Raw genomic sequence first — 21,522 nt, forward strand, 5'->3', positions numbered from 1 at the left:
TTCACACCTTCGTTTCCTGCGCGAGGCGACCCGGCACACCGCCGATCGAACCCGCGCCCATCGTGATCACCACATCGCCGTCGCGCACCACTGCTGAGAGCGCGTCCGGCACTTCATCCACCGTATCGACAAATACCGGCTCGACCTTGCCCGCCACACGCAGCGCACGCGCCAACGCGCGGCCGTCCGCAGCGACGATCGGCGACTCGCCGGCCGAATAGACCTCGGTCAGCACGAGCGCGTCGACGGTGGACAGCACTTTCACAAAATCCTCGAAGCAATCACGCGTGCGCGTGAAGCGGTGCGGCTGGAACGCCAGCACCAGACGGCGGCCCGGAAATGCGCCGCGCGCCGCCGCCACCGTGGCCGCCATTTCGACCGGGTGATGACCGTAGTCGTCCACCAACGTGTACGCGCCACTCGCTTTGCCTTCGCTGACGACCGGCACTTCGCCGTAGCGCTGGAAGCGTCGGCCCACGCCGTTGAAATCCGCCAGCGCTCGCTGGATATCGGCATCTTTCACTTCAAGTTCAGTCGCAATTGCAATTGCGGCCAAAGCATTCTGTACGTTGTGCTCGCCCGGCAGGTTCAAGACGATGTCGATCGGCGCCGCGTCTTCGCGCATGGCCGTGAAATGCATCTTGCCGTCACGCGCTTTCACGTTGACCGCGCGCACCTGCGCATCTGGCGCGAAGCCGTAGCGAATGATCGGCTTCGACACGAACGGCAGGATTTCCTTCACGTTCGGATCGTCGACGCACAACACCGCGATCCCATAGAACGGCAGCCGGTGCGTGAATTCGATGAACGCCTGCTTGAGCCGCGCGAAGTCGTGGCCGTAGGTGTCCATGTGATCCGCGTCGATGTTCGTGATGACTTCGATCACCGGAAACAGATTCAGGAACGACGCATCCGACTCGTCGGCTTCCGCGACGATGAAGTCGCCCGTGCCGAGGCGCGCATTCGCGCCCGCGCTGATGAGCCGGCCGCCGATCACGAAGGTCGGATCGAGACCGCCCGCCGCGAGCACGCTCGCCACCAGCGAGGTGGTCGTGGTCTTGCCGTGCGTACCGGCAATCGCGATGCCCTGCTTCAGGCGCATCAGTTCCGCGAGCATCACCGCGCGCGGCACGATCGGAATGCGGCGATGACGCGCGGCCAGCACTTCCGGGTTGTCGCTGCGCACCGCGGTGGAAACGACCACCGCGTTCGCGCCTTCGATGTTCTCCGCCGCGTGGCCGATCGCAATCCGCGCGCCGAGTGCGGCGAGGCGATCGGTGATTGCGTTGCTCGTGAGATCCGAGCCGCTCACCTGATAGCCGAGGTTGACCAGCACCTCCGCGATGCCGCTCATGCCGACACCACCGATGCCGACAAAGTGAATGTGTTTGACGATGTGTTTCATTGCTTTCCTTCTGGGCTCGCGCCCGAAATCGAACCCGCCACGGTCGCGCAAATCTGCGCGACCTGTTCCGTGGCGTCGGGTTTCGCGAGCGAGCGCGAACGCTCCGCCATCTCCGCGAGGGTTGCTCGCGTCTGGCTGCGCAACCAGTCAGCGAGGGTTTCCGCCGACAGATCGCGTTGCTGCACGACCAGCGCCGCGCCGTTGTCGGCGAGGAACGCTGCATTAGTGGTTTGGTGATCGTCTACTGCATACGGGAACGGCACGAAGAACGCCGCCACGCCTACTGCTGAAATCTCGGACACCGTCATTGCGCCGGACCGGCAAATCACCAGGTCCGCTTGCGCATAAGCGCTCGTCATGTCGTCGATGAACGGCACGAGTTCGACGTCGGCGCCTGCTTGCAGACCTGCTGCCGCGTAGTTCTCGCGCAGCGCTTCGATATGCTTCGCGCCCGCCTGATGCACGATGCGCGGCCGTTCGTTCGGCGCGAGCAAGGCCACCGCGCGCGGCACCACTTCATTCAACGCCGCGGCGCCCAGACTGCCGCCCACGACGAGCACATTCAACGGACCGCTGCGTTGCGCGTAGCGTGCTTTGGGTGCAATCGCGCGCGCAAGTTCCTCACGAATTGGATTTCCCGTCCATTCGCCGTGCGGCAGTGCATTCGGAAACGCAACCAGCACGCGTTTAGCGACTTTCGCGAGCACCTTGTTCGCGAGACCGGCAATCGAATTCTGTTCATGCAGCACCAGCGGACGGCCGCTCAACGCGGTCATCAAGCCGGCCGGAAACGTGATGTAGCCGCCCATGCCGAGCACGACGTCCGGCTTCACGCGACGCAGCACGGAGAGGCTTTGCGTGCAGGCACGCAGCAGATTCAGCGGCAGCATCAGCTTGGGTTTCAGGCCCTTGCCGCGCACGCCGCCGAAGCGCACGTATTCCATCGGGATGCCATGCTTCGGCACCAGCGTCGCTTCCATGCCCGCGGGATTGCCGAGCCACACGACCTTCCAGCCCCACGCCTGCATCAGATGAGCGACCGCAAGCCCCGGGAACACGTGTCCCCCGGTGCCGCCGGCCATCACCATCAGCGTGCGTTGCGGCAGAGCGGTCATACTTTCCCTCCGCGCATCAGCACACGATTTTCGTAATCCACACGCATCAACACGGCAACAGCGACGCAGTTCAAAACAATGCCCGAGCCGCCATAACTGACTAGCGGCAACGTGAGACCCTTGGTCGGCAGCAAGCCGAGGTTCACGCCCATGTTGATGAAGGTCTGCGCGCCGAACCAGATGCCGACGCCCTTCGCGACCAGGCCCGCGAACGTGCGATCGAGCGCGAGCGCCTGACGGCCAATCTCGAACGAGCGGCGCACGATCCAGTAGAACATCAGGATCACCACCAGCACGCCGACAAAACCCAGTTCCTCGCCGATCACCGCGAGGATGAAGTCGGTATGCGCTTCGGGCAGATAGTTGAGTTTCTCGACGCTGCCGCCAAGACCCACGCCGAACCACTCGCCGCGCCCGAACGCGATCAGCGAGTGCGTCAATTGATAAGCCTTGCCCTGTGCGTAGCGGTCGTCCCACGGATCGAGGTACGCGAAAATCCGCTCACGACGCCACGGCGACGCCCACACCAGCAAACTGAACGTGCCGACCGCGGTCGCCACCAGGCCGCCGAACAGCTTGCCGTTCACGCCACCGAGAAACAGCACGCCCATTGCGATCGCCGCGATCACCATGAACGCGCCCATGTCCGGTTCCAGCAGCAGCAACGCGCCGACGAGACCCACGGCGACCGCCATCGGCAAAAAACCTTTGGCGAAGCTGTGCATGTATTCCTGTTTGCGCACCGTGTAGTTCGCGGCGTAAATCGTCACCGCGAGCTTCATGATTTCCGACGGCTGCATGTTCGTGATGCCGAGCGGAATCCAGCGGCGCGCGCCGTTGACGCCCTTGCCGACGTGCGGGATCAGCACGATCACCAGCGCGAACAGCGAGATCAGAAACAGCTTTGGCGCGTACTTGTCCCATGTCGCGATCGGAATGCGGAACGACACGATGCCGATCACCGAGCCCATCACCACGAAGATGATCTGGCGCACGAGGAACGCGTAATCGCGGTACGACGCGTACTTCGGCGAATCGGGCATGGCGATCGACGCCGAATACACCATCACCACGCCGAGACCGAGCAGCGCGACGACCACCCACAGCAGCGAGTGATCGTAGTCGAGCATGCGCGAGCGCAGCGGACGCACGCCATTGACGGCGCTCGCAAGACCACTGCCGCCCGTGCGGCCGCCGACGCGAGCCGCGCCGCCCGAACCACCCGCATCGCCGCCAGCGGCCTGGCGCGAACCGAAACGTTCCGACCAGCTCATATCATCGTCCCCCGTTCGGCCGCGATGTCTTCTACCGTGCTGCGGAATACCGCGGCGCGGTGCGCGTAACCCTTGAACATGTCGAAGCTCGCGCAAGCCGGCGAGAGCAGTACGGCATCGCCCGGCTCAGCGAGCGCGGTCGCGGCGCGCGTCGCTTCTTCGAGCGTCGCGTGATCCGTCATGGCGATGCCGGTTTCTTCCAGCGCGGCGCGAATCTGCGGCGCGTCGCGGCCGATCAGCATCACGGCGCGGCACCAGCGCATGACCGGCGCGGCGAGCGGTTCGAAATCCTGACCCTTTCCGTCGCCGCCGGCGATCAGCACGATGCGCTGTGCGAGCCCGTCGAGCGCGGCCACCGTCGCGCCGACGTTGGTGCCCTTGCTGTCGTCCACATAGTCGACACCGTCGATCGACGCAATTAATTCCACGCGATGCGGCTCGCCGCGATATTCGCGCAGACCGTGCAACAGCGGCGCGCCCGGCAGACCGACCGCGCGTGCGAGTGCATAGGCGGCGAGCGCGTTGGCGGCGTTGTGCAGGCCACGAATGCGCAGGGCGTCTGCAGGCATCAGGCGTTTAAGCGCGATGTTCGGCGGCGTGACCACTTCGTTCTTGCGACGGCGCTTCGGCACGGGTTCGTCGCTCGCGTCGCGATCGTGCGCCTCTACGAGCCAGATCATGCCGTTGTCGCGCAGCAGACCGTAGTCGCCGTCGTTCTTCGGCTCGGTGACGCCGAACGTGACCATCTCGGCTTCGCTATCTTCCGCGGGCGCGAGCTTCATGACACGCGAGTCGTCGCGATTCAGCACGCGCACGGTCTGCGCACCGAAGATGCGGCCCTTCGCGGCGGCGTATGCGTCCAGACCGCCGTGCCAGTCCAGATGATCTTGCGTGATGTTCAACACGACCGCCGCATCCGGCGAGAACGTGTGCGCCGTTTCCAACTGGAAGCTCGACAGTTCCAGCACCCACACGTCGGGCAACGCGGTGTTGTCGATCGCTTCAGCGAGTTTGTCGAGCAGCGACGGGCTGATGTTGCCCGCCACCGCGACCTTCTTGCCGGCGCGCTCGCACAGCAGGCCGGTCAGGCTCGTCGTCGTGGTCTTGCCGTTGGTGCCGGTAATCGCGATCACCTTCGGCGCATAGCCGCTTTCGCCAAGCGACTTCAGCGCTTGCGAGAACAGTTCGAGTTCGCCCCACACGGGGATGCCCTGCTCGCGCGCAGCTTCGATCAGCGGCAACAGATCGGCGGCAAGCGGCGACAGGCCGGGGCTAATGGCGACGAGTTCGACACCTTCGAGCAGCACCGGCGAAAACGGGCCGCCGACGAATGCGGCATCGATGCCATGCGCTTCCAGCGCGGGCAGGTTCGGCGGTACTTCACGCGTATCGGCCACACGCAGCCGACAGCCGTGCCGCGCGCACCAGCGCGCCATTGCAAGACCGGATTCACCCAGTCCCAGCACGAGCACCATCGGCTTTTGCCGATCCCGAAACTTCTCGCCGAACATCGCCTGCTTCCTTAAGGACCTGCTGCTTAACGCAGTTTGAGCGTGGACAAACCAAAGAGACACAACATCAACGTGATGATCCAGAAGCGCACGACCACTTGCGTTTCTTTCCAACCCGACAATTCGAAATGGTGATGCAGCGGCGCCATCTTGAAGAGACGCCGCCCTTCACCGAAGCGGCGCTTGGTGAATTTGAACCACGTCACTTGCAACATCACGGAGAGCGTTTCCGCGACAAAAATGCCGCCCATGATGAAGAGCACGATTTCCTGGCGCACGATCACCGCCACCGTGCCGAGCGCGCCGCCGAGCGCGAGCGCGCCGACGTCGCCCATGAACATCTGCGCCGGGTGCGTGTTGAACCAGAGGAACGCGAGCCCTGCCCCGCCCATTGCCGAACAGAAGATCAGCAGTTCGCCCGCACCGGCGATATGCGGAAACAGCAGGTATTTCGAGTAGACCGAGCTGCCCATCACGTAAGCGAACACACCGAGCGACGCGCCGACCAGCACGACCGGCATGATCACGAGACCGTCGAGGCCGTCAGTGAGATTGACCGCGTTGCTCGCGCCGACGATCACCAGATACGTCAGCACGATGAAGCCCCACACGCCGAGCGGATAGCTGATCGATTTGACGAACGGCAGCATCAGGTCGGCACGGGCCGGCAAGCCCATCGAGAGGCCGCTGCGCACCCACGCCATGAACAGGTCGAACACGCGCACATTGCTCGCTTCCGACACGCTGAAAGCCAGATAAACCGCCGCGAACAGACCGATCACCGACTGCCAGAAATACTTTTCGCGCGACGACATGCCGCGCGGATCCTTGTAGACCACCTTGCGGTAATCGTCGACCCAGCCGATCACGCCGAAACCGAACGTGACGAGCATCACGATCCAGATGAAGCGATTGGTCAGATCGGCCCACAACAACGTCGCCACGGCGATGCCGAGCAGAATCAGCACGCCGCCCATGGTCGGCGTGCCGGATTTGACGAGGTGAGTTTGCGGGCCGTCTTTACGAACGGCCTGACCGACCTTCATGGAGGTCAGCTTGCGAATCACCGCCGGGCCGCAGACGAGCCCGATCAGCAGCGCGGTGATGGTCGCCATCACCGCACGGAAAGTCAGATAACTGAACACGCGCAAGAAGCTTGCGTCATTCTGCAGCCATTGCGCCAGCGCCAGTAGCATGCTTCGGTCCTTCTATTTCAATGTGCGGCGAGCGTACTGCCCGCTGCGTTGGGTTGTGGACTCGTTACGGCGTCCACCACGCGCTCCATCTGCATGAAGCGCGAGCCTTTCACGAGAAGCGTTGCACCAGGACCGAAACCGGCCTGCTGCAATTGCGTGACCAGCGTGCCGATGTCGGCGACGTGATGCGCGTTCGCGCCATACGCGGTGCAGGCGTCGCGCGAGGCGTCGCCCATTGCGTACAGCGCGTCGATACGGCGTTCCTTGGCGTAAGCGCCGATTTCGCGGTGAAACGCCGGGCCGTTGTCGCCGACTTCGCCCATGTCGCCCATCACCAGCACGCGCGGCGCGGCGCGTGAGGCAAGCACGTCGATCGCGGCGCGCATCGAATCGGGGTTGGCGTTGTAGGTGTCGTCGATGACGGTGGCGCCGGCGAGCGAGCCGAGTACGGCCTGCTTCACCTGCAAGCGGCCCTTCACGGCGCCGAACGATTCGAGGCCGCGCTTGATCGCGTCGAGCGACACGCCCGCGGCCAGCGCTGCCGACGTTGCGGCCAAGGCGTTGTGCGCGTTGTGGTCGCCCAGCACTTTCAGCGTGACTTCGATTTGGCCTTCCGGCGTGTCGACGCTCAGGACGTTGCCGGCGAACGTGCCTTTTACTGCGGCTTCAGTGGTGCGCTCGGCGGAGTTCAGCGCGAAGTCCATGATGCGGTTGCCGGTTGCGGCCACGCGCCAGATGCTCGCGTAGGCGTCGTCCGCAGGGAACACCGCGACGCCTTCCGGCGAGAGCGCGTGAATCACGCTTGCGTGTTCGAGCGCGACCGCTTCGACCGTCGCCATGAATTCCTGATGCTCGCGCTGCGCGTTGTTCACCACGGCGACCGTCGGCTCAGCGATCTTCGCGAGCTCCGAGGTTTCGCCCGGATGATTCATGCCCAGTTCGACCACTGCCAGCCGATGCGCTGCGTGCAGACGGAACAGCGTGAGCGGCAAGCCGATGTCGTTGTTGAAGTTGCCCGCGGTCGCGAGACGCGCGTCGGCGCCGACGGCGGCGGCGAAGATCGACGCGATCATTTCCTTGACCGTGGTCTTGCCGTTGCTGCCCGTCACCGCGACGAGCGGCATGCTGAACTGGCGGCGCCAGCCGCGTGCGAGCGCGCCGAGCGCGATGCGCGTGTCGGTGACTTTGAGCGCCGGCACAGTCCAGTCTTGCGGCGTGCGCGTGACGAGAACAGCGCTCACGTTGCGCGCGGCGACGTCCGGCAGAAAATCGTGGGCGTCGAAGCGATCGCCCTTGATCGCGACGAACAGATCGCCGGGGCCCGCGCTGCGGCTGTCGGTCGAGACGCGTTCGAAGGAAACGCCCTCGTCACCCAGCACGGTTGCGCCGGAGATCAGCGCGGCGGCTTCACGCAGAGAGAACATGTTCATTCGCCACCTCCGCGTGCGTGCGTCGCGCGCGCGGCTAGCGCGAGGCGAGCGTGGTCCTGATCCGAGAAAGCGCGTTTCTTGCCCATGATTTCCTGTGTTGCTTCGTGCCCCTTGCCGGCCAGCACGATGACGTCTTCGCGCGCGGCGCTGCGGATCGCTTGCAGGATCGCGCTCGCGCGGTCCTCGATACGCCGCGCTTTCGACGCGTCTTTCATGCCCGCCGCGATCTGCTCGATGATGGCTTGCGGATCTTCGCTGCGCGGGTTGTCGCTGGTGACCACGACACCGTCGGCGATTTTCTCGGCGATCGCGCCCATCAGCGGACGCTTGGTGGCGTCGCGGTCACCGCCGCAGCCGAACATGCAGATCAGTTCCCCGCCGCGCGCGGTCGCCATCGGGCGCAACGCTTCGAGTGTTTTTTCCAGCGCGTCCGGCGTGTGCGCGTAGTCGATCACGACGAGCGGTTCGTCGTTTTGCAAGCGGCCACCGAGCCGCTGCATGCGGCCGTTCACCGACTCGAGCTTTGCAAGTTCGGCCACGGCGGCGTCGAACGGGACGTCCGCGGCGAGCAGTGCGCCCAGCACGCCGAGCAGATTGCTGACGTTGAACGCGCCGAGCGTCTGCACTTCCACTTCGGCATCGCCCCAATCCGAGGTACTCAGATGGAACGCTGTGCCCGTGGCCGTAGCGCGCACGTTCGAAGCGAGCAGAAGCGCGTCGGCCTGCGGCGCGTCTTGCAGCGTTTCATCCAGCCCATAGGCGATGGTGCGTGCATGACCTTGCGTGCTCGCGAGCAAACGGCGGCCGGCGGCATCGTCGCGGTTGATCACGGCAGCACGCAATTCCGGCCAGGCGAACAGACGCGCCTTGGCCGCTTCGTAGGCTTCGAACGTGTGGTGATAGTCGAGATGGTCCTGCGTAAGATTCGTGAACACGGCGATGTCGAACGCCGTGCCGTTCACGCGCCCCTGATGCAGCGCGTGCGACGACACTTCCATGGCTACCGCCTGCGCGCCCGCGTCGCGCAACTGCGCGAGACTGCGCTGCAATTGCGGCGCGTCGGGCGTAGTAAAGCCGGTGTGCACCAGGTGGCCCGGCAAGCCGGTGCCGAGCGTGCCGATGATCGCGCAACGCGTGCCGAGCGCCGTCAGCGCCGCCGAGATCCATTGGCTGCAGGAGGTCTTGCCGTTCGTGCCGGTAACGCCGAGCGTCAGCATGCTGTCGCTCGGATCGCTGTACCAGCCGCTCGCAATCGAACCCGCCAGCTCGTTCAATGCCGGCACGGCCAGCGTGTTCGACGGATCGATCGCGCCGTTGAAGCCTTCGGGCTGAACCAGCACGGCGGCAGCGCCACGTTCGATCGCGCCGTCGATGAACGGGCGGTTGTCCGCGCCATCCACCGCATAGGCAAAAAACGCGTCGCCGGCCGCGAGCGAGCGCGTGTCGGCGTGCAGATGCGCGCCTGGCTGCACGTGAGCATGCAGCCAGGCGAGGGCGTCGGCGATCTGCCGCTGTGCGGGATGCTTCTTCCGCAACATGCTCATCGCACGACTCCCGGATGGCTTTTCGCGTTTGCGGAAATCGTCATCTTCTTCGCGCCGGCGCTGGTGGAGAGCTTCTTGGCCGTGGCCGGCGTGGCGGGCGCGGTCGGTGCGGCCGGTGCCGAATCGTCCGACACCACCATTTGCTTGACCGGCATGTCCGGCGGCACATTCAAGGAGCGCAGCGTGTCGCCGACGATGCTCGAGAACACCGGGCCCGACACCTGACCGCCGAAGTGGCTGCCCGCCGTCGGTTCGTCGACCGAAACAGCGACGACGATGCGCGGGTTCGGCATTGGCGCCATGCCGACGAACGAAGCGCGATATTTCGAGTGGTCGTAGCCGTGCGCGCCGTGCTTGTACGCCGTGCCGCTCTTGCCGCCGACGCGATAGCCCGGCACCGCCGCATCCGGCGAGGTGCCGCCCGGCGCCGTAACGGTTTCGAGCATGGCGCGCACTTGACGTGCGGTAGTAGGCGCGAAAATCTGCGGGCCGGTGGCAGGCTGATCGCCAGGCGTGCGGAAAATCGACACCGGCATGATCTCGCCGTCATGCGCGATCGCGGTGTAAGCACGGCCCAACTGGAACAGCGACACCGACAGACCGTAACCGTACGACATGGTGGCCTGCTCGATGCGGCGCCAGCTCTTCCACGGACGCAGACGGCCGGCCGCCGCGCCCGGGAATCCGACCTTCGGCGCCTGACCGAGACCGATGCTCGTGTACATGTTCCACATCTCTTCGGGCTTGAGCTGCATGGCGATCTTCGTCGCGCCGATGTTGCTCGACTTCTGGATCACGCCGCCCACCGTCAGCACGCCGAACGCGCTGTCGTCGGTAATCGGCGCACCGTCGAGCACGAAGCGGCCGCCGCCTGTATCAACCAGTGTAGTCGGCGTGACGCGGTGCAGATCGAGCGCAAGCGAGACCGTGAACGGCTTCATGATCGAGCCGGGCTCGAACGTGTCGGTCAGGATGCGGTTGCGCAGCTGATCGCCGGTCAGGTGTGAACGGTCGTTCGGGTTGTAAGTAGGGTAATTGACGAGCGCCAGCACCTCGCCGGTGCGCACGTCGATCACCATGGCCGCGCCGGCCTTGGCCTTGAACTTCTCGACGGCCGCCTTCAGGTTCGTGTAGGCGATGTACTGAATCTTGCTGTCGATCGAGAGATCCACGTCCTGGCCGTTGTGCGGCACGACCTGCTCGTCCACGTCTTCAATGATGTGGCCCATGCGGTCCTTGATCACGCGGCGGCTGCCCGACATGCCGGCGAGCAGCTTCTGGTCGCCGAGCTCGACGCCTTCCTGGCCTTCGTCTTCCACATTGGTGAAGCCGATCAGGTGGGCCGTGATCTCGCCTTCGGGATAGAAGCGCTTGTACTCGTCGCGCGCGTAAATACCGGGGATCTCCAGCGCGGCGACTTTAGCGGCGACATCCACCGGCACCTGGCGCTTGACGTAAACAAAGGTCTTGTCTTCCGAGAGCTTGGCGCGCAGTTCCTTATTAGTCATGCCGAGCAGTTTGCCGAGCGACGTGAGCTTGTCCGCGCCAAGGTCGTCCGGCACCGATTCGGGAATCGCCCAGATCGCGCGCACCGGCAGACTCGTGGCCAGCACGAGACCATTGCGGTCGAGAATCTTGCCGCGCGTGGCCGGCAGTTCGAGCCGGCGCTGATAGCGGATTTCACCCTGCTTCTGATAGAACGCGTTGCCCGGGCCCTGAATCCAGAAGGCGCGCGCGGTCAGCGCGACGAACGCCATGAACAGCAGGAACACGACGAGTTTCGAGCGCCACATCGGCAGGCGCACCGACAGGATCGGATTGGCCGAGAAAGCCACGCTCTTGCGAGTCGACGATTTTTTCATCGCACGCCTCCGCGACGGGTCGGTGCCGGCGCCGATGCCGGGCCGGAAGTCGGAATCGGTGCGTCTTCGGCTTTCGCCGCGCCCGGATCGAGCGTCAGGTACTGGGTGCGGCCGGTGGCGACCGATTGCATCTTCAGGGAATCAGTGGCGATAGTCTCGATGCGCGACGTTTTCGACAGCGCGCTCTGCTGATATTGAAGTTGCGAATAATCCTGCTGCAGTTGACGCTCCTGCGATTGAGCGCGCTGCAACTGGATAAAGATCTGGCGCTGCTGATTGGTAGCATTGACGACGGACAGAGCGCAGCCCATCACGATGATCAGCAGGAAGATGTTGAGACGATTCATGGTGCGATCCGCTCCGCCACGCGCATCACGGCAGAACGGGCGCGCGGATTCGCGGCGACTTCAGCGTCGCTCGCGAATACGCGGCCGATGATTTTGAGCGGAGGGCTCGGCAGATCGACTGCGCGAATCGGCAGACGGCGATCCACCGCTGGCGTACTCGCGTGCGCCTGCATGAATCGCTTGACGATCCGGTCCTCGAGCGAATGAAAGCTGATGACCACCAGCCGCCCCCCTTGCTCCAACAGCGACAACGCTGCTTCTAAAACGACTTGCAGCTCCGCAAGCTCTTGATTGATGTGAATCCGTATAGCTTGAAAGGTGCGGGTTGCCGGATCCTTGCCCTTCTCACGGGTTTTGACGACGTTAGCCACGATTTGGGCAAGCTCGCCCGTGCTGACGAGAGGCCCAAGACGGTCGGACTCTGCCCGGCGAGCAACAAGCGCCTTTGCAATCTGAAAAGCAAACCGTTCTTCCCCATAATCTCGTATCACCTCCGTCAATTCCTGCACCGTGGCCCGCGCGAGCCAATCAGCCGCCGATTCGCCGCGCGTCGGGTCCATCCGCATGTCGAGCGGGCCGTCGGCGCGGAAGCTGAAGCCCCGCTCCGGATCGTCGACTTGCGGCGACGACACGCCCAGATCCAATAAAACGCCCGACACCCGCCCTACGCCGCGCTCCGCAATCGCGGTGCGCAGTGAAGCAAAACTCTCGTGCACGATGCCGAAGCGCGGATCCGTAATCTGCTGCGCCGTGGCGATGGCGAGCGGGTCTTTGTCGAAAGCGATCAGACGCCCCGACTCAGCCAGCTTTTCCAGCACCAGGCGGCTATGCCCACCGCGCCCGAACGTGCCGTCCACATAGACGCCGTCTGCGCGCGTGACCAGCGCCTGGACCGCTTCTTCCAGCAGCACCGTGCGATGCTGCAATTCGTTTCCCATCGCAGGTGCCATATATGTAAACCGCGATCAGAACGTGAAATCTTTTAACGCGTCGGGCATGCCCTCGGCCATTGCCGCCTGTTCCTTCGCGGCGTATGTTTGTGCATCCCACAACTCGAAGTGACGACCCATGCCAAGCAAGGTCACTTCTTTTTCCAATCCGCCAGCCGTGCGCAATTCCGGCGATACGAGCACGCGCCCTGCGCCGTCCATTTCAACGTCCATTGCATTGCCGAGAAAAATGCGCTTCCACCAGGTCGCGTTCATAGGCAGCTTGTCGACCTTGTCGCGGAAGATCTCCCACTCCGGGCGCGGAAAGAGCAACAGGCAGCCGTCCGGGTGCTTGGTGATCGTCACCCGGCCCTCTGCCTGTGTCTGCAGCGCATCCCGATATCGAGAGGGAATAGACATCCGCCCTTTCGCATCGAGCGTCAGCGCCGACGCCCCTTGGAACACTTCGCTCTCCCCATTTGGCGCATTGGCGCGCCAGCTGCCCGACCCATGAAAATCTACCCGAAACCGCTTGTGAGATCACACAAAAATACACTTTCTCACACTGTCTCCCACTTTAGAGGAACGCTAAACGGGGGTCAAGGGAGATACGTGCTTTTCCAGCGAATTTTGTTTGTTAGAACAAGGACTTAGCGCGACTCCTTCACGTCGCGCATAAAACGGAAAACCGTTATAAATGAATGAGCTAGTGCAGCTTGTGAAGGTGATACGTGAAAAGTGCTGGGGAAAGGCGCGGAATGAAAGAGATCGTTAAGCGGGATCGGCAGACGTGGGATGGCGTTTCTGGGTGCTTCAGGCGAACGGCGCGAGGCGCCGTCCCACTTTCGAGATGTACGTGAACAGTTGGCTTTGACTTATATGTAATAGGCGGTACGCGTCATGACTTTCGACACGGCGCGCATCAGCGCGCGCGCGGGCAACGGCAGCTCGAGGCCACCGGCTTCCATCGCCGCCTTGCCATGTTCCGCTTCGTCCGCGCGCATCTGCTCGACGATTGCACGCGACTCGTGATCGGCTGCCGGCAATTCGTTCAGATGGCCGTCGAGATGCAGTTCCACCTGACGCTCGGTTTCGGCCATGAAGCCGAGGCTAACGCGGTCGCCCATGCGCCCGGCCGCGAGGCCGATTGCGAGCGCGCCTGTATACCAGAGCGGGTTCAGCAGGCTGGGGCGCGAGTCGAGCGCTTCGAGACGTTTGGAAGTCCACGCGAGATGATCTTCTTCCTCGATCGCCGCGCGATTGAACACGGCCCGCAAAGACGGCGATTTGGTCGCGAGTTTCTGAGCCTGATAGAGCGCCTGGGCGCAGACCTCGCCGACGTGATTCACGCGCATCAAGCCGGCCGCGTGCGCACGCTCGGCCGGTGAGAGTTCGACCGCCGGTTCGGTCACCGCGGATTCTTGCGGCACCGGCAACGGACGACTCATCCGCGACACGCCGGTCATTGAGCGTAAACCCCGATCAAACTCGCTAATCAACTCGTCCAGAAACATTCAGCACTCCCTCACTCGACAACCGCCTCACCGATCCGCCAGGTCCGCTCGACAAGGCTTTGCAGTGCAAAACCGGCTTCGCAAAAACCTTCAAACCGCATGAATCGGGCGGCCAATTTCTGATTTTAGACCATGTTGCGTAAACGAAACAGGAGCCTTCGCGCCCCGCTCCTTTTTCTTTGTGCCATGTATGCCTTTTGTTACATTACGTGCAACTTCTCGCGAAGTTGGACATGCAAGGCCTCAACGCTAGATAAATATTCTGCCTTGTACAAAAGATTCGTAATCCTTGGAGATCATTCGATGAAAAAGTCGCTTCTCGCTCTCGCAGCACTGGGCGCATTCGCAGGCGTCGCACATGCTCAGAGCAGCGTGACCCTGTACGGTATCATTGACGAAGGCTTCAACATCAACACCAACTCGGGTGGCAAGCACCTGTACAACCTGTCCAGCGGCGTCATGCAAGGCTCGCGTTTCGGCCTGCGCGGCACGGAAGATCTGGGCGGCGGTCTGAAGGCAATCTTCGTGTTGGAAAACGGCTTTGACGTGAACAACGGCAAGCTGGGTCAAGGCGGCCTGATGTTCGGTCGTCAAGCTTACGTTGGCCTGTCGAGCCAGTTCGGTACGGTCACGCTGGGTCGTCAGTACGACTCCGTCGTCGACTACGTCGGTCCGCTGGAAGCCGGCGACCAATGGGGCGGCTACATCGCTGCTCACCCGGGCGACATCGACAACTTCAACAACGCGTACCGCACCAACAACACGGTCAAGTACACGAGCGCTGATTACGGCGGCCTGAAGTTCGGCGGCACGTACAGCTTCGGCGGCGTTGCCGGCAACGTCACGTCGAACCAGATCTGGTCGTTGGGCGCTGGCTACAACAACGGTCCGTTGGTCTTGGGCGTTGGTTACTTGAACGCACGCACGCCGGCAGCTTCGGGCGGCCTGTTCAACAACGGCGGTACGGCTGCAACGCCGGCCGCGGCTGTGACGTCGCCGGTGTACGCTGGCTTCTCGTCGGCTAACACGTATCAAGTGATCGGTGCAGGCGGCGCTTATACGTTCGGCGCAGCGACCATCGGTGCGACGTACTCGAACATCCGCTTCGCCAACCTGGGCGCTTCGTTCGCATCGCCGTTCAAGGGCCAGTCGGCTACGTTCAACAATGCAGAACTCAACTTCAAGTATCAGTTGACCCCGGCATTGCTGGTCGGCGCAGCGTATGACTACACGCGCGGCGCGGAAATCAACGGCAACTCGCGTGCTCAATACCACCAAGGCTCGCTCGGCGTGGATTACTTCCTGTCCAAGCGCACGGACGTGTACGTGATTGGCGTGTACCAACACGCTCTGGGCGATACGATCAACGCAGCGGGTGCTACGGTCAACGCAACGGCAGGCATCAACGGCCTGTCGGGCTCGTCGAACCAGAACCAACTCGCGGCTCGCGTCGGTATCCGCCACAAGTTCTAATAAGTCGTAAAAAAGCAGTCTGCCTCAAAGGCGCCTTCGGGCGCCTTTTTTTATGGCGCGCACTGCCAACTGGTTTCGCGATGCGATTGCTGTGCGAAAGAAAAAGCCCGGCAGACTTTCGTCTGCCGGGCTTTTTTCGCTTACTCGCCGCTTCTTGTCACCTTCTTGCCAGCTTCTTTCCGGCTTCGTGCCCGATCAGTGTGCGATTCCGCCTACGCCCGTCCGTCGCGCAACTCACGGCGCAGAATCTTGCCGACGTTGCTCTTCGGTAGTTCAGTGCGGAACTCGACGATCTTAGGCCGCTTGTAGCCGGTCAACTGCTGCTTGCAGTACGCGAAGATGTCGGCATCAGTGAGCGCCTGATCCTTCTTCACGACGAACAGTTTCACTGCTTCGCCCGAATGCTGGTCCGGCACGCCCACCGCGGCGACTTCGAACACGCCCGGCAGTTTGGCGACCACGTCTTCGATTTCATTCGGATAGACGTTGAAACCAGACACCAGAATCATGTCCTTCTTACGGTCGACGATCTTCACGAAGCCGCCGTCGTTCATCAGGCCGACATCGCCCGATTTGAAGAAGCCGTCCGGCGTCATCACCTTCGCGGTTTCGTCGGGCCGGTTCCAGTAACCCGCCATCACCTGCGGGCCGCGGATGCAGATTTCGCCAGGCTGGCCGAGCGGCACTTCATTGCCGTCGTCGTCACGAATCGAGATTTCCGTCGACGGCAGCGGCAGACCGATCGTTCCGCTGTATTCGGTGACCGTGACCGGATTGCAGGTCACGCACGGCGACGTCTCCGACAAACCGTATCCTTCGATAATCGGCGTATGAGTCTCTTCGTACCAGCGCTTGGCGACGGCTTCCTGCACCGCCATACCGCCGCCATTCGCGGCGATCAGCTTTGAAAAATCGAGCTTGTGGAAATCCGGGCTGTTCAACAACGCGTTGTACAGCGTGTTGACGGCGGGAATCGTCGTGATCGGATAGCCTTCGAGCGCCTTGATCATGCCCGGAATGTCGCGCGGATTCGGAATGAGTACGCCGAGGCCGCCGGTACGGATCGTCAACAGACCGCACACGGTCAGCGCGAACACGTGATACAGCGGCAACGCCACGACGGTGACGAACTGACCGATATCCGTGCGATTCGCGCGAACCGGATCGAGCCAGATCTCCGACTGCAGCACATTCGCAATCAGGTTCCGATGCAGCAGCGTCGCGCCCTTAGCCACGCCTGTCGTGCCGCCCGTGTACTGGAGAAAAGCGACGTCGTCAGGACCTTGCTGGACCGCTTTGAAATTCTGGCGCGCGCCTTCCGCGATGGCGGTGTTGAACTTGACGTGACCCGGCAGACTCCAGGCCGGCACCATCTTCTTCATCTTGCGCACGACGAAGTTCACCAGCGTGCCCTTGATCCCCATCAGGTCGCCCATCGCGGCCACCACGATGTGCTTGATCGACGTGTTGCGCACGATCGCCTGCAGTGTGACCGCAAAGTTCTCGAGCAGAATGATCGCTTCCGCGCCACTGTCCTTGAGCTGATGCTCGAGCTCGCGAGGCGTATAAAGCGGGTTCACATTCACGACCACATAACCCGCGCGCAAAATGGCTGCAATGGCCACCGGATATTGCAGCACGTTGGGCATCATGATCGCGATGCGCGCGCCGCGGGCCAAGCTCTTCGATTGAAACCACGCGGCAAGTTTGCGCGAAAGCGCGTCAAGCTCGCCGTAGCTGATCTCCTTGCCCATGCAGACGAACGCCGGTTTGGCGCGGTGGTCGCGGAAGGCCTCCTCGAGCAGTTCTCCGACCGACGAATAGCGGCTCGGGTCGATCTCTGCGGGAACGCCGGGCGGATAAGATTTCAGCCAGATTTTGTCCATGCAGCGTCTCCTCCTTTATTTTCGAATGGTCGTGCTAAAAACACATCGTAGCATGGGCACCTCGGTGCTATTCGCGAAAAGCGGCTTGGTTAGACTGCAGCCTCGAACCTGTGAAGGACGCGGGCTGCGGGACGACCGAGCGGAATTCAGACGCGCTCGACTTCGACCAGGCAGTCGTAGAAAGTTGCCGACCCGCCCAGATCGGTGAGCGCCTGGCTGGTGAGTTGATTGGCATTGCGACCGTCGGACGCGAGCTTTTTCCACCAGATCGACAGGCCGACCACGAGCCCTTGACGGGCTTTATCCGTGACGCGCACGCGCGCCTGCATGGAACCGCGATCGTTAAAGATCCGCACCCGAGCGCCATCGACGATCTCCCGCGATTGAGCGTCGGCCGGATGCATGTCGAGGTGCGGCTCGCCTTCGGTCGAACGCAGACTTTCGACGTTCACGAAGGTGCTGTTCAGAAAGTTGCGGGCCGGCGGCGAGATCATCGCAAGCGGGTAGCGGGCCGCTAGCTCCGGTGCGCCGTCGGCGGATTCGTAGGGCGGCAGATAATCCGGGAGCGGGTCGAGCCCCTGCTGCGCGAGCCGTTCACTGTAGAACTCACATTTGCCGGACGGCGTTCGGAAACCGCCGTCTGCGAAAGGTGCGTCGGGCAGGTTCAGCCGGGCCCAGCCGGTTTGCTTCAACGTCTGCCAATCTACGCCTTCGAGCGTTTTGTCCCGCCAGCGGAACGCATTTTTGGCGACGGCCTCGTCGCTTTCGAATAGCGCCGGCTCGCTCAGCCCCATGTGACGCGCGAAGCCGCGGAAAATCTCCGTGTTCGGGAGTGCGCCGCCGACCGGAGCGATTGCCGGCAGGTTGACCATCACGTGTGTGTGGCCATATGACTTATGGACATCGAGGTGTTCGAGTTGAGTCGTTGCGGGCAGGAGCAGATCGGCGTAGTCGGCGGTGTCGGTCTGGAAATGCTCCAGCACGATGGTGAAGAGATCCTCACGCGCGAAACCCGCTGCGACTCGCTCGGAATCCGGCGCGACGGCCACCGGATTCGAGTTGTAGACGACGATCGCTTCGACTTTAGGGCCGAACACGGCGTCGCCCTTGTGCAGCAACGCATCGCCGATTGTATTCATATTGATGACGCGGCTGACCTTGGACGGCCAGCCCGGCATCAGGTCCGGACGCTGCAATGCATGCGAGTCGACCGGCGCCCAACCGCCCGAGGACAGCAACACACCACCCGCTCTTTCGCGCCACGCGCCCGTCAACGACGGCAGGCAGGCGATAGCGCGCACGGCATTGCCACCGCCACGCACGCGCTGCAGACCGTAATTCATGCGGATCGCGGCCTTTTTTGTACTGCCGTAAAGTCGCGCAAGATCGACGATAACGCTTTCATCAACGTCGCAAATTTCCGCAACGCGCGACGGCGGGTAATTCAGCGCGCGGGCCTTCAGTTCATCGAAACCTAATGTGTGGGCCTCAATGTAGGCGTGATCGAGCAGATTTTCCGCGATCAACACGTTCATCATGCCGAGCGCCAGGGCACCATCGGTGCCGGGTTTCAGGGCGATATGCTGATGGCACTTTTCGGCGGTCAGCGAGCGGTACGGATCGATGGCGATCAGCTGTGCGCCGCGGCGTTTGGCCTGTTGAGCGCGGGTCCAGAAATGCAGGCTCGATGCGATGGGATTGGACCCCCAGATGAGGATAACTTCGCTCTCGTCGAAAAACTCGGTGAGCATGCCAAGGCTCGCGCCATAGGTGTACTTCAAACCGGCGGCGCCGGCGGACGCGCAGATCGTACGGTCCAGTTGCGATGCGCCGAGCGTGTGGAAGAATCGTTGCGCGATGCTGTCGCCCTGGACCAAACCCATCGTGCCGGCATAGCTGTAGGGGACAATCGCTTCTGGCGCGCGACGCGCAATCTCCGAGAGACGGCCTGCCGCGAGCTGGAAGGCTTCATCCCAACTGATCGGCTCAAAGCGGCCCTCGCCTTTACGGCCGACGCGCTTCATCGGCGTCGTCAATCTTTGCGGATGATGCACGCGCTCAGCATAGCGGCTGACCTTGGCGCACAGCGCGCCTTGAGTCGGCGGATGTTCGGGATCAGCGACGACCTTGATCGCACGTCCAGCCGCGACCGTCACTCGCATCGCGCAGGTGTCGGGGCAGTCGTGCGGGCATACGGCGCGGGCGAGTTCGGTCGGAGCATTCATCGGCGATCCTTTCAAGAAGGCGGTGAGCGGTGTAGCAATGCCGGATTCTATTACGCAATTGCTGCGCGGCCTGCGCGCTGCCGCCAAAAAGGCCTTGGGCGTAGAATCGGTTATTACCGTGCCCGGGCCAGTGTGGCCCCGAGCGATTCCACGCAAGCCAAAAGCACAGACGCGTCACCACTCCATCATGAAACTTATCCCCGAAATCCAAGCCGCTCACGGCGAAATTCAGACCCTCCGACGAACAATCCATGCTCATCCGGAACTGCGTTACGAGGAAACGGCGACGGCCGATCTGGTGGCGCGAACGCTCGAGTCCTGGGGCATCGAAACTCATCGTGGGTTGGGCAAAACCGGCGTCGTCGGTGTGCTGAAACGCGGCAATGGTGCACGCTCCATTGGTCTGCGGGCCGATATGGACGCTTTGCCGATACAGGAACTGAACAGCTTCGACCATCGGTCGAAAAACGACGGCAAGATGCACGCGTGCGGCCACGACGGACATACCGCGATGCTGCTCGGTGCCGCGCGGCATCTGGTCAAACATGGCGAATTCGACGGCACAATTGTGTTCATTTTCCAGCCTGCCGAAGAAGGCGGCGCTGGTGCGCAGGCCATGATCGACGACGGCCTATTCGCGAAATTTCCGGTCGACGCAGTGTTCGGTATTCATAACTGGCCGGGCATGCCGGCGGGGCACTTCGGCGTGACCGAAGGTCCAATCATGGCGTCGAGCAACGAATTTCACATTGAAATCAAAGGCGTGGGATCGCACGCCGCGCTGCCGCACAACGGCCGCGATCCCGTCTTCACTGCCGTGCAGATTGCGAATGGATTGCAGAGCATCATCACGCGGAACAAGAAGCCGCTAGACACCGCCGTGTTGTCGATCACGCAGATTCACGCCGGCGACGCGGTCAACGTCGTCCCGAACAATGCGTGGATCGCAGGCACCGTACGGACGTTTACGACCGAGACGCTTGATCTGATCGAAGCGCGCATGCGCAAGATCGCGGAGAGCACGGCCGCGGCCTACGATTGCTCGGTCGATATTCGTTTCCACCGAAACTACCCGCCGACGATCAACAGCAGCGAGGAGGCCCGCTTTGCAGCGACGGTGATGAAGGAAATTGTCGGCGCAGATAAAGTCGACGACGCGGTCGAACCAACGATGGGCGCGGAGGACTTCTCTTTCATGTTGCTCGCCAAACCGGGCTGTTACGCGTTCCTGGGTAATGGCGATGGCGGGCACCGAGATTCGGGCCATGGCGCGGGTCCGTGCATGCTGCATAACGCGAGCTATGACTTTAACGACGAGTTGTTGCCGATCGGCTCGACGTACTGGGTACGGCTGGCGCAGCGGTTTCTGGCGCAGGGCAAATAGAATATTTTCGAGGGGGTTGGCGGCGGTGAATGGTTCGCCGCCGAGCCATCTCTCGTTGCGCTACGAATGGTTTCTGCGGATGGGAATGAGGTGATTTATCCCGCGGGTTTTTTCCGTGTATGGGGGCGGGGTAAACGCAGAAACCCCACCTTTTCGGGGTGGGGTTTCTGTCTGCTGCTGGGGAGCCTGACGATTACCTACTTTCACACGGGTAATCCGCACTATCATCGGCGTGGAGTCGTTTCACGGTCCTGTTCGGGATGGGAAGGGGTGGGACCGACTCGCTATGGTCATCAGGCATGACTTGTTGCTGCACTGCTCGTGGAGCAATGCAGCCAATCTGGAAGAAGTAGTTTCTGGTGATGCTCACCAGGGGTAAAGCTGTTGGGGTTGTGTTGTTTCTGGCACAACACGATCACTTAACCTG

At 62.5% G+C, this 21,522-nt stretch carries 16 protein-coding genes and 1 rRNA gene; 2 read left to right on the forward strand and 15 right to left on the reverse strand.

What is annotated here, in order from left to right; translation table 11 throughout:
* Nucleotide 1: 1 nt before the first annotated feature.
* From murC to coq7, 12 genes are all read right to left on the reverse strand, one after another.
* The gene (murC, locus tag B0G80_RS13665; RefSeq protein WP_116118340.1) at nucleotides 2-1,405 is read right to left on the reverse strand and encodes a UDP-N-acetylmuramate--L-alanine ligase; all 1,404 of its coding nucleotides are present in this window, start codon (nucleotides 1,403-1,405) and stop codon (nucleotides 2-4) included.
* Entirely contained in the window at nucleotides 1,402-2,520 is a 1,119-nt protein-coding gene (gene murG / locus B0G80_RS13670) for an undecaprenyldiphospho-muramoylpentapeptide beta-N-acetylglucosaminyltransferase (protein WP_116118341.1), read from the reverse strand. Before murG ends, murC begins: the two co-directional genes overlap by 4 nt.
* Entirely contained in the window at nucleotides 2,517-3,794 is a 1,278-nt protein-coding gene (ftsW, locus tag B0G80_RS13675) for a putative lipid II flippase FtsW (protein ID WP_116118342.1), read from the reverse strand. Before ftsW ends, murG begins: the two co-directional genes overlap by 4 nt.
* Entirely contained in the window at nucleotides 3,791-5,305 is a 1,515-nt protein-coding gene (murD, locus tag B0G80_RS13680; RefSeq protein WP_106285162.1) for a UDP-N-acetylmuramoyl-L-alanine--D-glutamate ligase, read from the reverse strand. The genes ftsW and murD overlap by 4 nt, the downstream gene beginning before the upstream one ends.
* Before the next feature lie 26 nt (nucleotides 5,306-5,331).
* Complete coding sequence (gene mraY, locus B0G80_RS13685; RefSeq protein WP_106285161.1) at nucleotides 5,332-6,501, reverse strand: phospho-N-acetylmuramoyl-pentapeptide-transferase; 1,170 nt, start codon at nucleotides 6,499-6,501, stop codon at nucleotides 5,332-5,334.
* Nucleotides 6,502-6,518: 17 nt separating this feature from the next.
* On the reverse strand, nucleotides 6,519-7,931 hold the full coding sequence (gene murF, locus B0G80_RS13690) for a UDP-N-acetylmuramoyl-tripeptide--D-alanyl-D-alanine ligase (protein ID WP_116118343.1): 1,413 nt from the start codon (nucleotides 7,929-7,931) through the stop codon (nucleotides 6,519-6,521).
* Nucleotides 7,928-9,475: a UDP-N-acetylmuramoyl-L-alanyl-D-glutamate--2,6-diaminopimelate ligase gene (locus B0G80_RS13695; RefSeq protein ID WP_116118344.1), complete on the reverse strand. Its 1,548-nt coding sequence runs from the start codon at nucleotides 9,473-9,475 to the stop codon at nucleotides 7,928-7,930. Before B0G80_RS13695 ends, murF begins: the two co-directional genes overlap by 4 nt.
* Entirely contained in the window at nucleotides 9,472-11,337 is a 1,866-nt protein-coding gene (locus B0G80_RS13700; protein WP_106285158.1) for a penicillin-binding protein 2, read from the reverse strand. The genes B0G80_RS13695 and B0G80_RS13700 overlap by 4 nt, the downstream gene beginning before the upstream one ends.
* Complete coding sequence (gene ftsL / locus B0G80_RS13705; RefSeq protein ID WP_106285157.1) at nucleotides 11,334-11,684, reverse strand: cell division protein FtsL; 351 nt, start codon at nucleotides 11,682-11,684, stop codon at nucleotides 11,334-11,336. The genes B0G80_RS13700 and ftsL overlap by 4 nt, the downstream gene beginning before the upstream one ends.
* Nucleotides 11,681-12,634, reverse strand: coding sequence for a 16S rRNA (cytosine(1402)-N(4))-methyltransferase RsmH (rsmH, locus tag B0G80_RS13710; RefSeq protein WP_116118345.1), 954 nt, complete (start codon nucleotides 12,632-12,634; stop codon nucleotides 11,681-11,683). Before rsmH ends, ftsL begins: the two co-directional genes overlap by 4 nt.
* A 15-nt stretch (nucleotides 12,635-12,649) precedes the next feature.
* Nucleotides 12,650-13,078 carry a division/cell wall cluster transcriptional repressor MraZ gene (gene mraZ / locus B0G80_RS13715; RefSeq protein WP_012434430.1) on the reverse strand — a complete coding sequence of 143 codons (429 nt, stop codon included), beginning with the start codon at nucleotides 13,076-13,078 and terminating at the stop codon, nucleotides 12,650-12,652.
* Between the two features lie 410 nt (nucleotides 13,079-13,488).
* Nucleotides 13,489-14,127 carry a 2-polyprenyl-3-methyl-6-methoxy-1,4-benzoquinone monooxygenase gene (gene coq7, locus B0G80_RS13720; protein WP_116118346.1) on the reverse strand — a complete coding sequence of 213 codons (639 nt, stop codon included), beginning with the start codon at nucleotides 14,125-14,127 and terminating at the stop codon, nucleotides 13,489-13,491.
* A 303-nt stretch (nucleotides 14,128-14,430) separates the two neighbouring features.
* Between coq7 and B0G80_RS13725 the strand changes: the two genes are divergently transcribed.
* On the forward strand, nucleotides 14,431-15,600 hold the full coding sequence (locus tag B0G80_RS13725; protein ID WP_106285154.1) for a porin: 1,170 nt from the start codon (nucleotides 14,431-14,433) through the stop codon (nucleotides 15,598-15,600).
* Between the two features lie 212 nt (nucleotides 15,601-15,812).
* Here the strand turns inward: B0G80_RS13725 and B0G80_RS13730 are convergent, their stop codons facing one another.
* Both B0G80_RS13730 and B0G80_RS13735 read right to left on the reverse strand, forming a co-directional pair.
* The gene (locus B0G80_RS13730) at nucleotides 15,813-17,486 is read right to left on the reverse strand and encodes a long-chain fatty acid--CoA ligase (protein WP_116118347.1); all 1,674 of its coding nucleotides are present in this window, start codon (nucleotides 17,484-17,486) and stop codon (nucleotides 15,813-15,815) included.
* Nucleotides 17,487-17,632: 146 nt separating this feature from the next.
* Nucleotides 17,633-19,711: a molybdopterin-dependent oxidoreductase gene (locus tag B0G80_RS13735; protein WP_116118348.1), complete on the reverse strand. Its 2,079-nt coding sequence runs from the start codon at nucleotides 19,709-19,711 to the stop codon at nucleotides 17,633-17,635.
* A gap of 187 nt (nucleotides 19,712-19,898) precedes the next feature.
* Between B0G80_RS13735 and B0G80_RS13740 the strand changes: the two genes are divergently transcribed.
* Nucleotides 19,899-21,095, forward strand: a complete 1,197-nt coding sequence (locus B0G80_RS13740; RefSeq protein WP_116119651.1) for a M20 aminoacylase family protein — start codon at nucleotides 19,899-19,901, stop codon at nucleotides 21,093-21,095.
* Between the two features lie 184 nt (nucleotides 21,096-21,279).
* Here B0G80_RS13740 and rrf read toward each other — a convergent pair.
* Nucleotides 21,280-21,393, reverse strand: a 5S ribosomal RNA gene (gene rrf, locus B0G80_RS13745).
* Nucleotides 21,394-21,522 lie beyond the last annotated feature (129 nt).

The organism is Paraburkholderia sp. BL6669N2 (assembly GCF_003387275.1).
Lineage (GTDB): Bacteria > Pseudomonadota > Gammaproteobacteria > Burkholderiales > Burkholderiaceae > Paraburkholderia.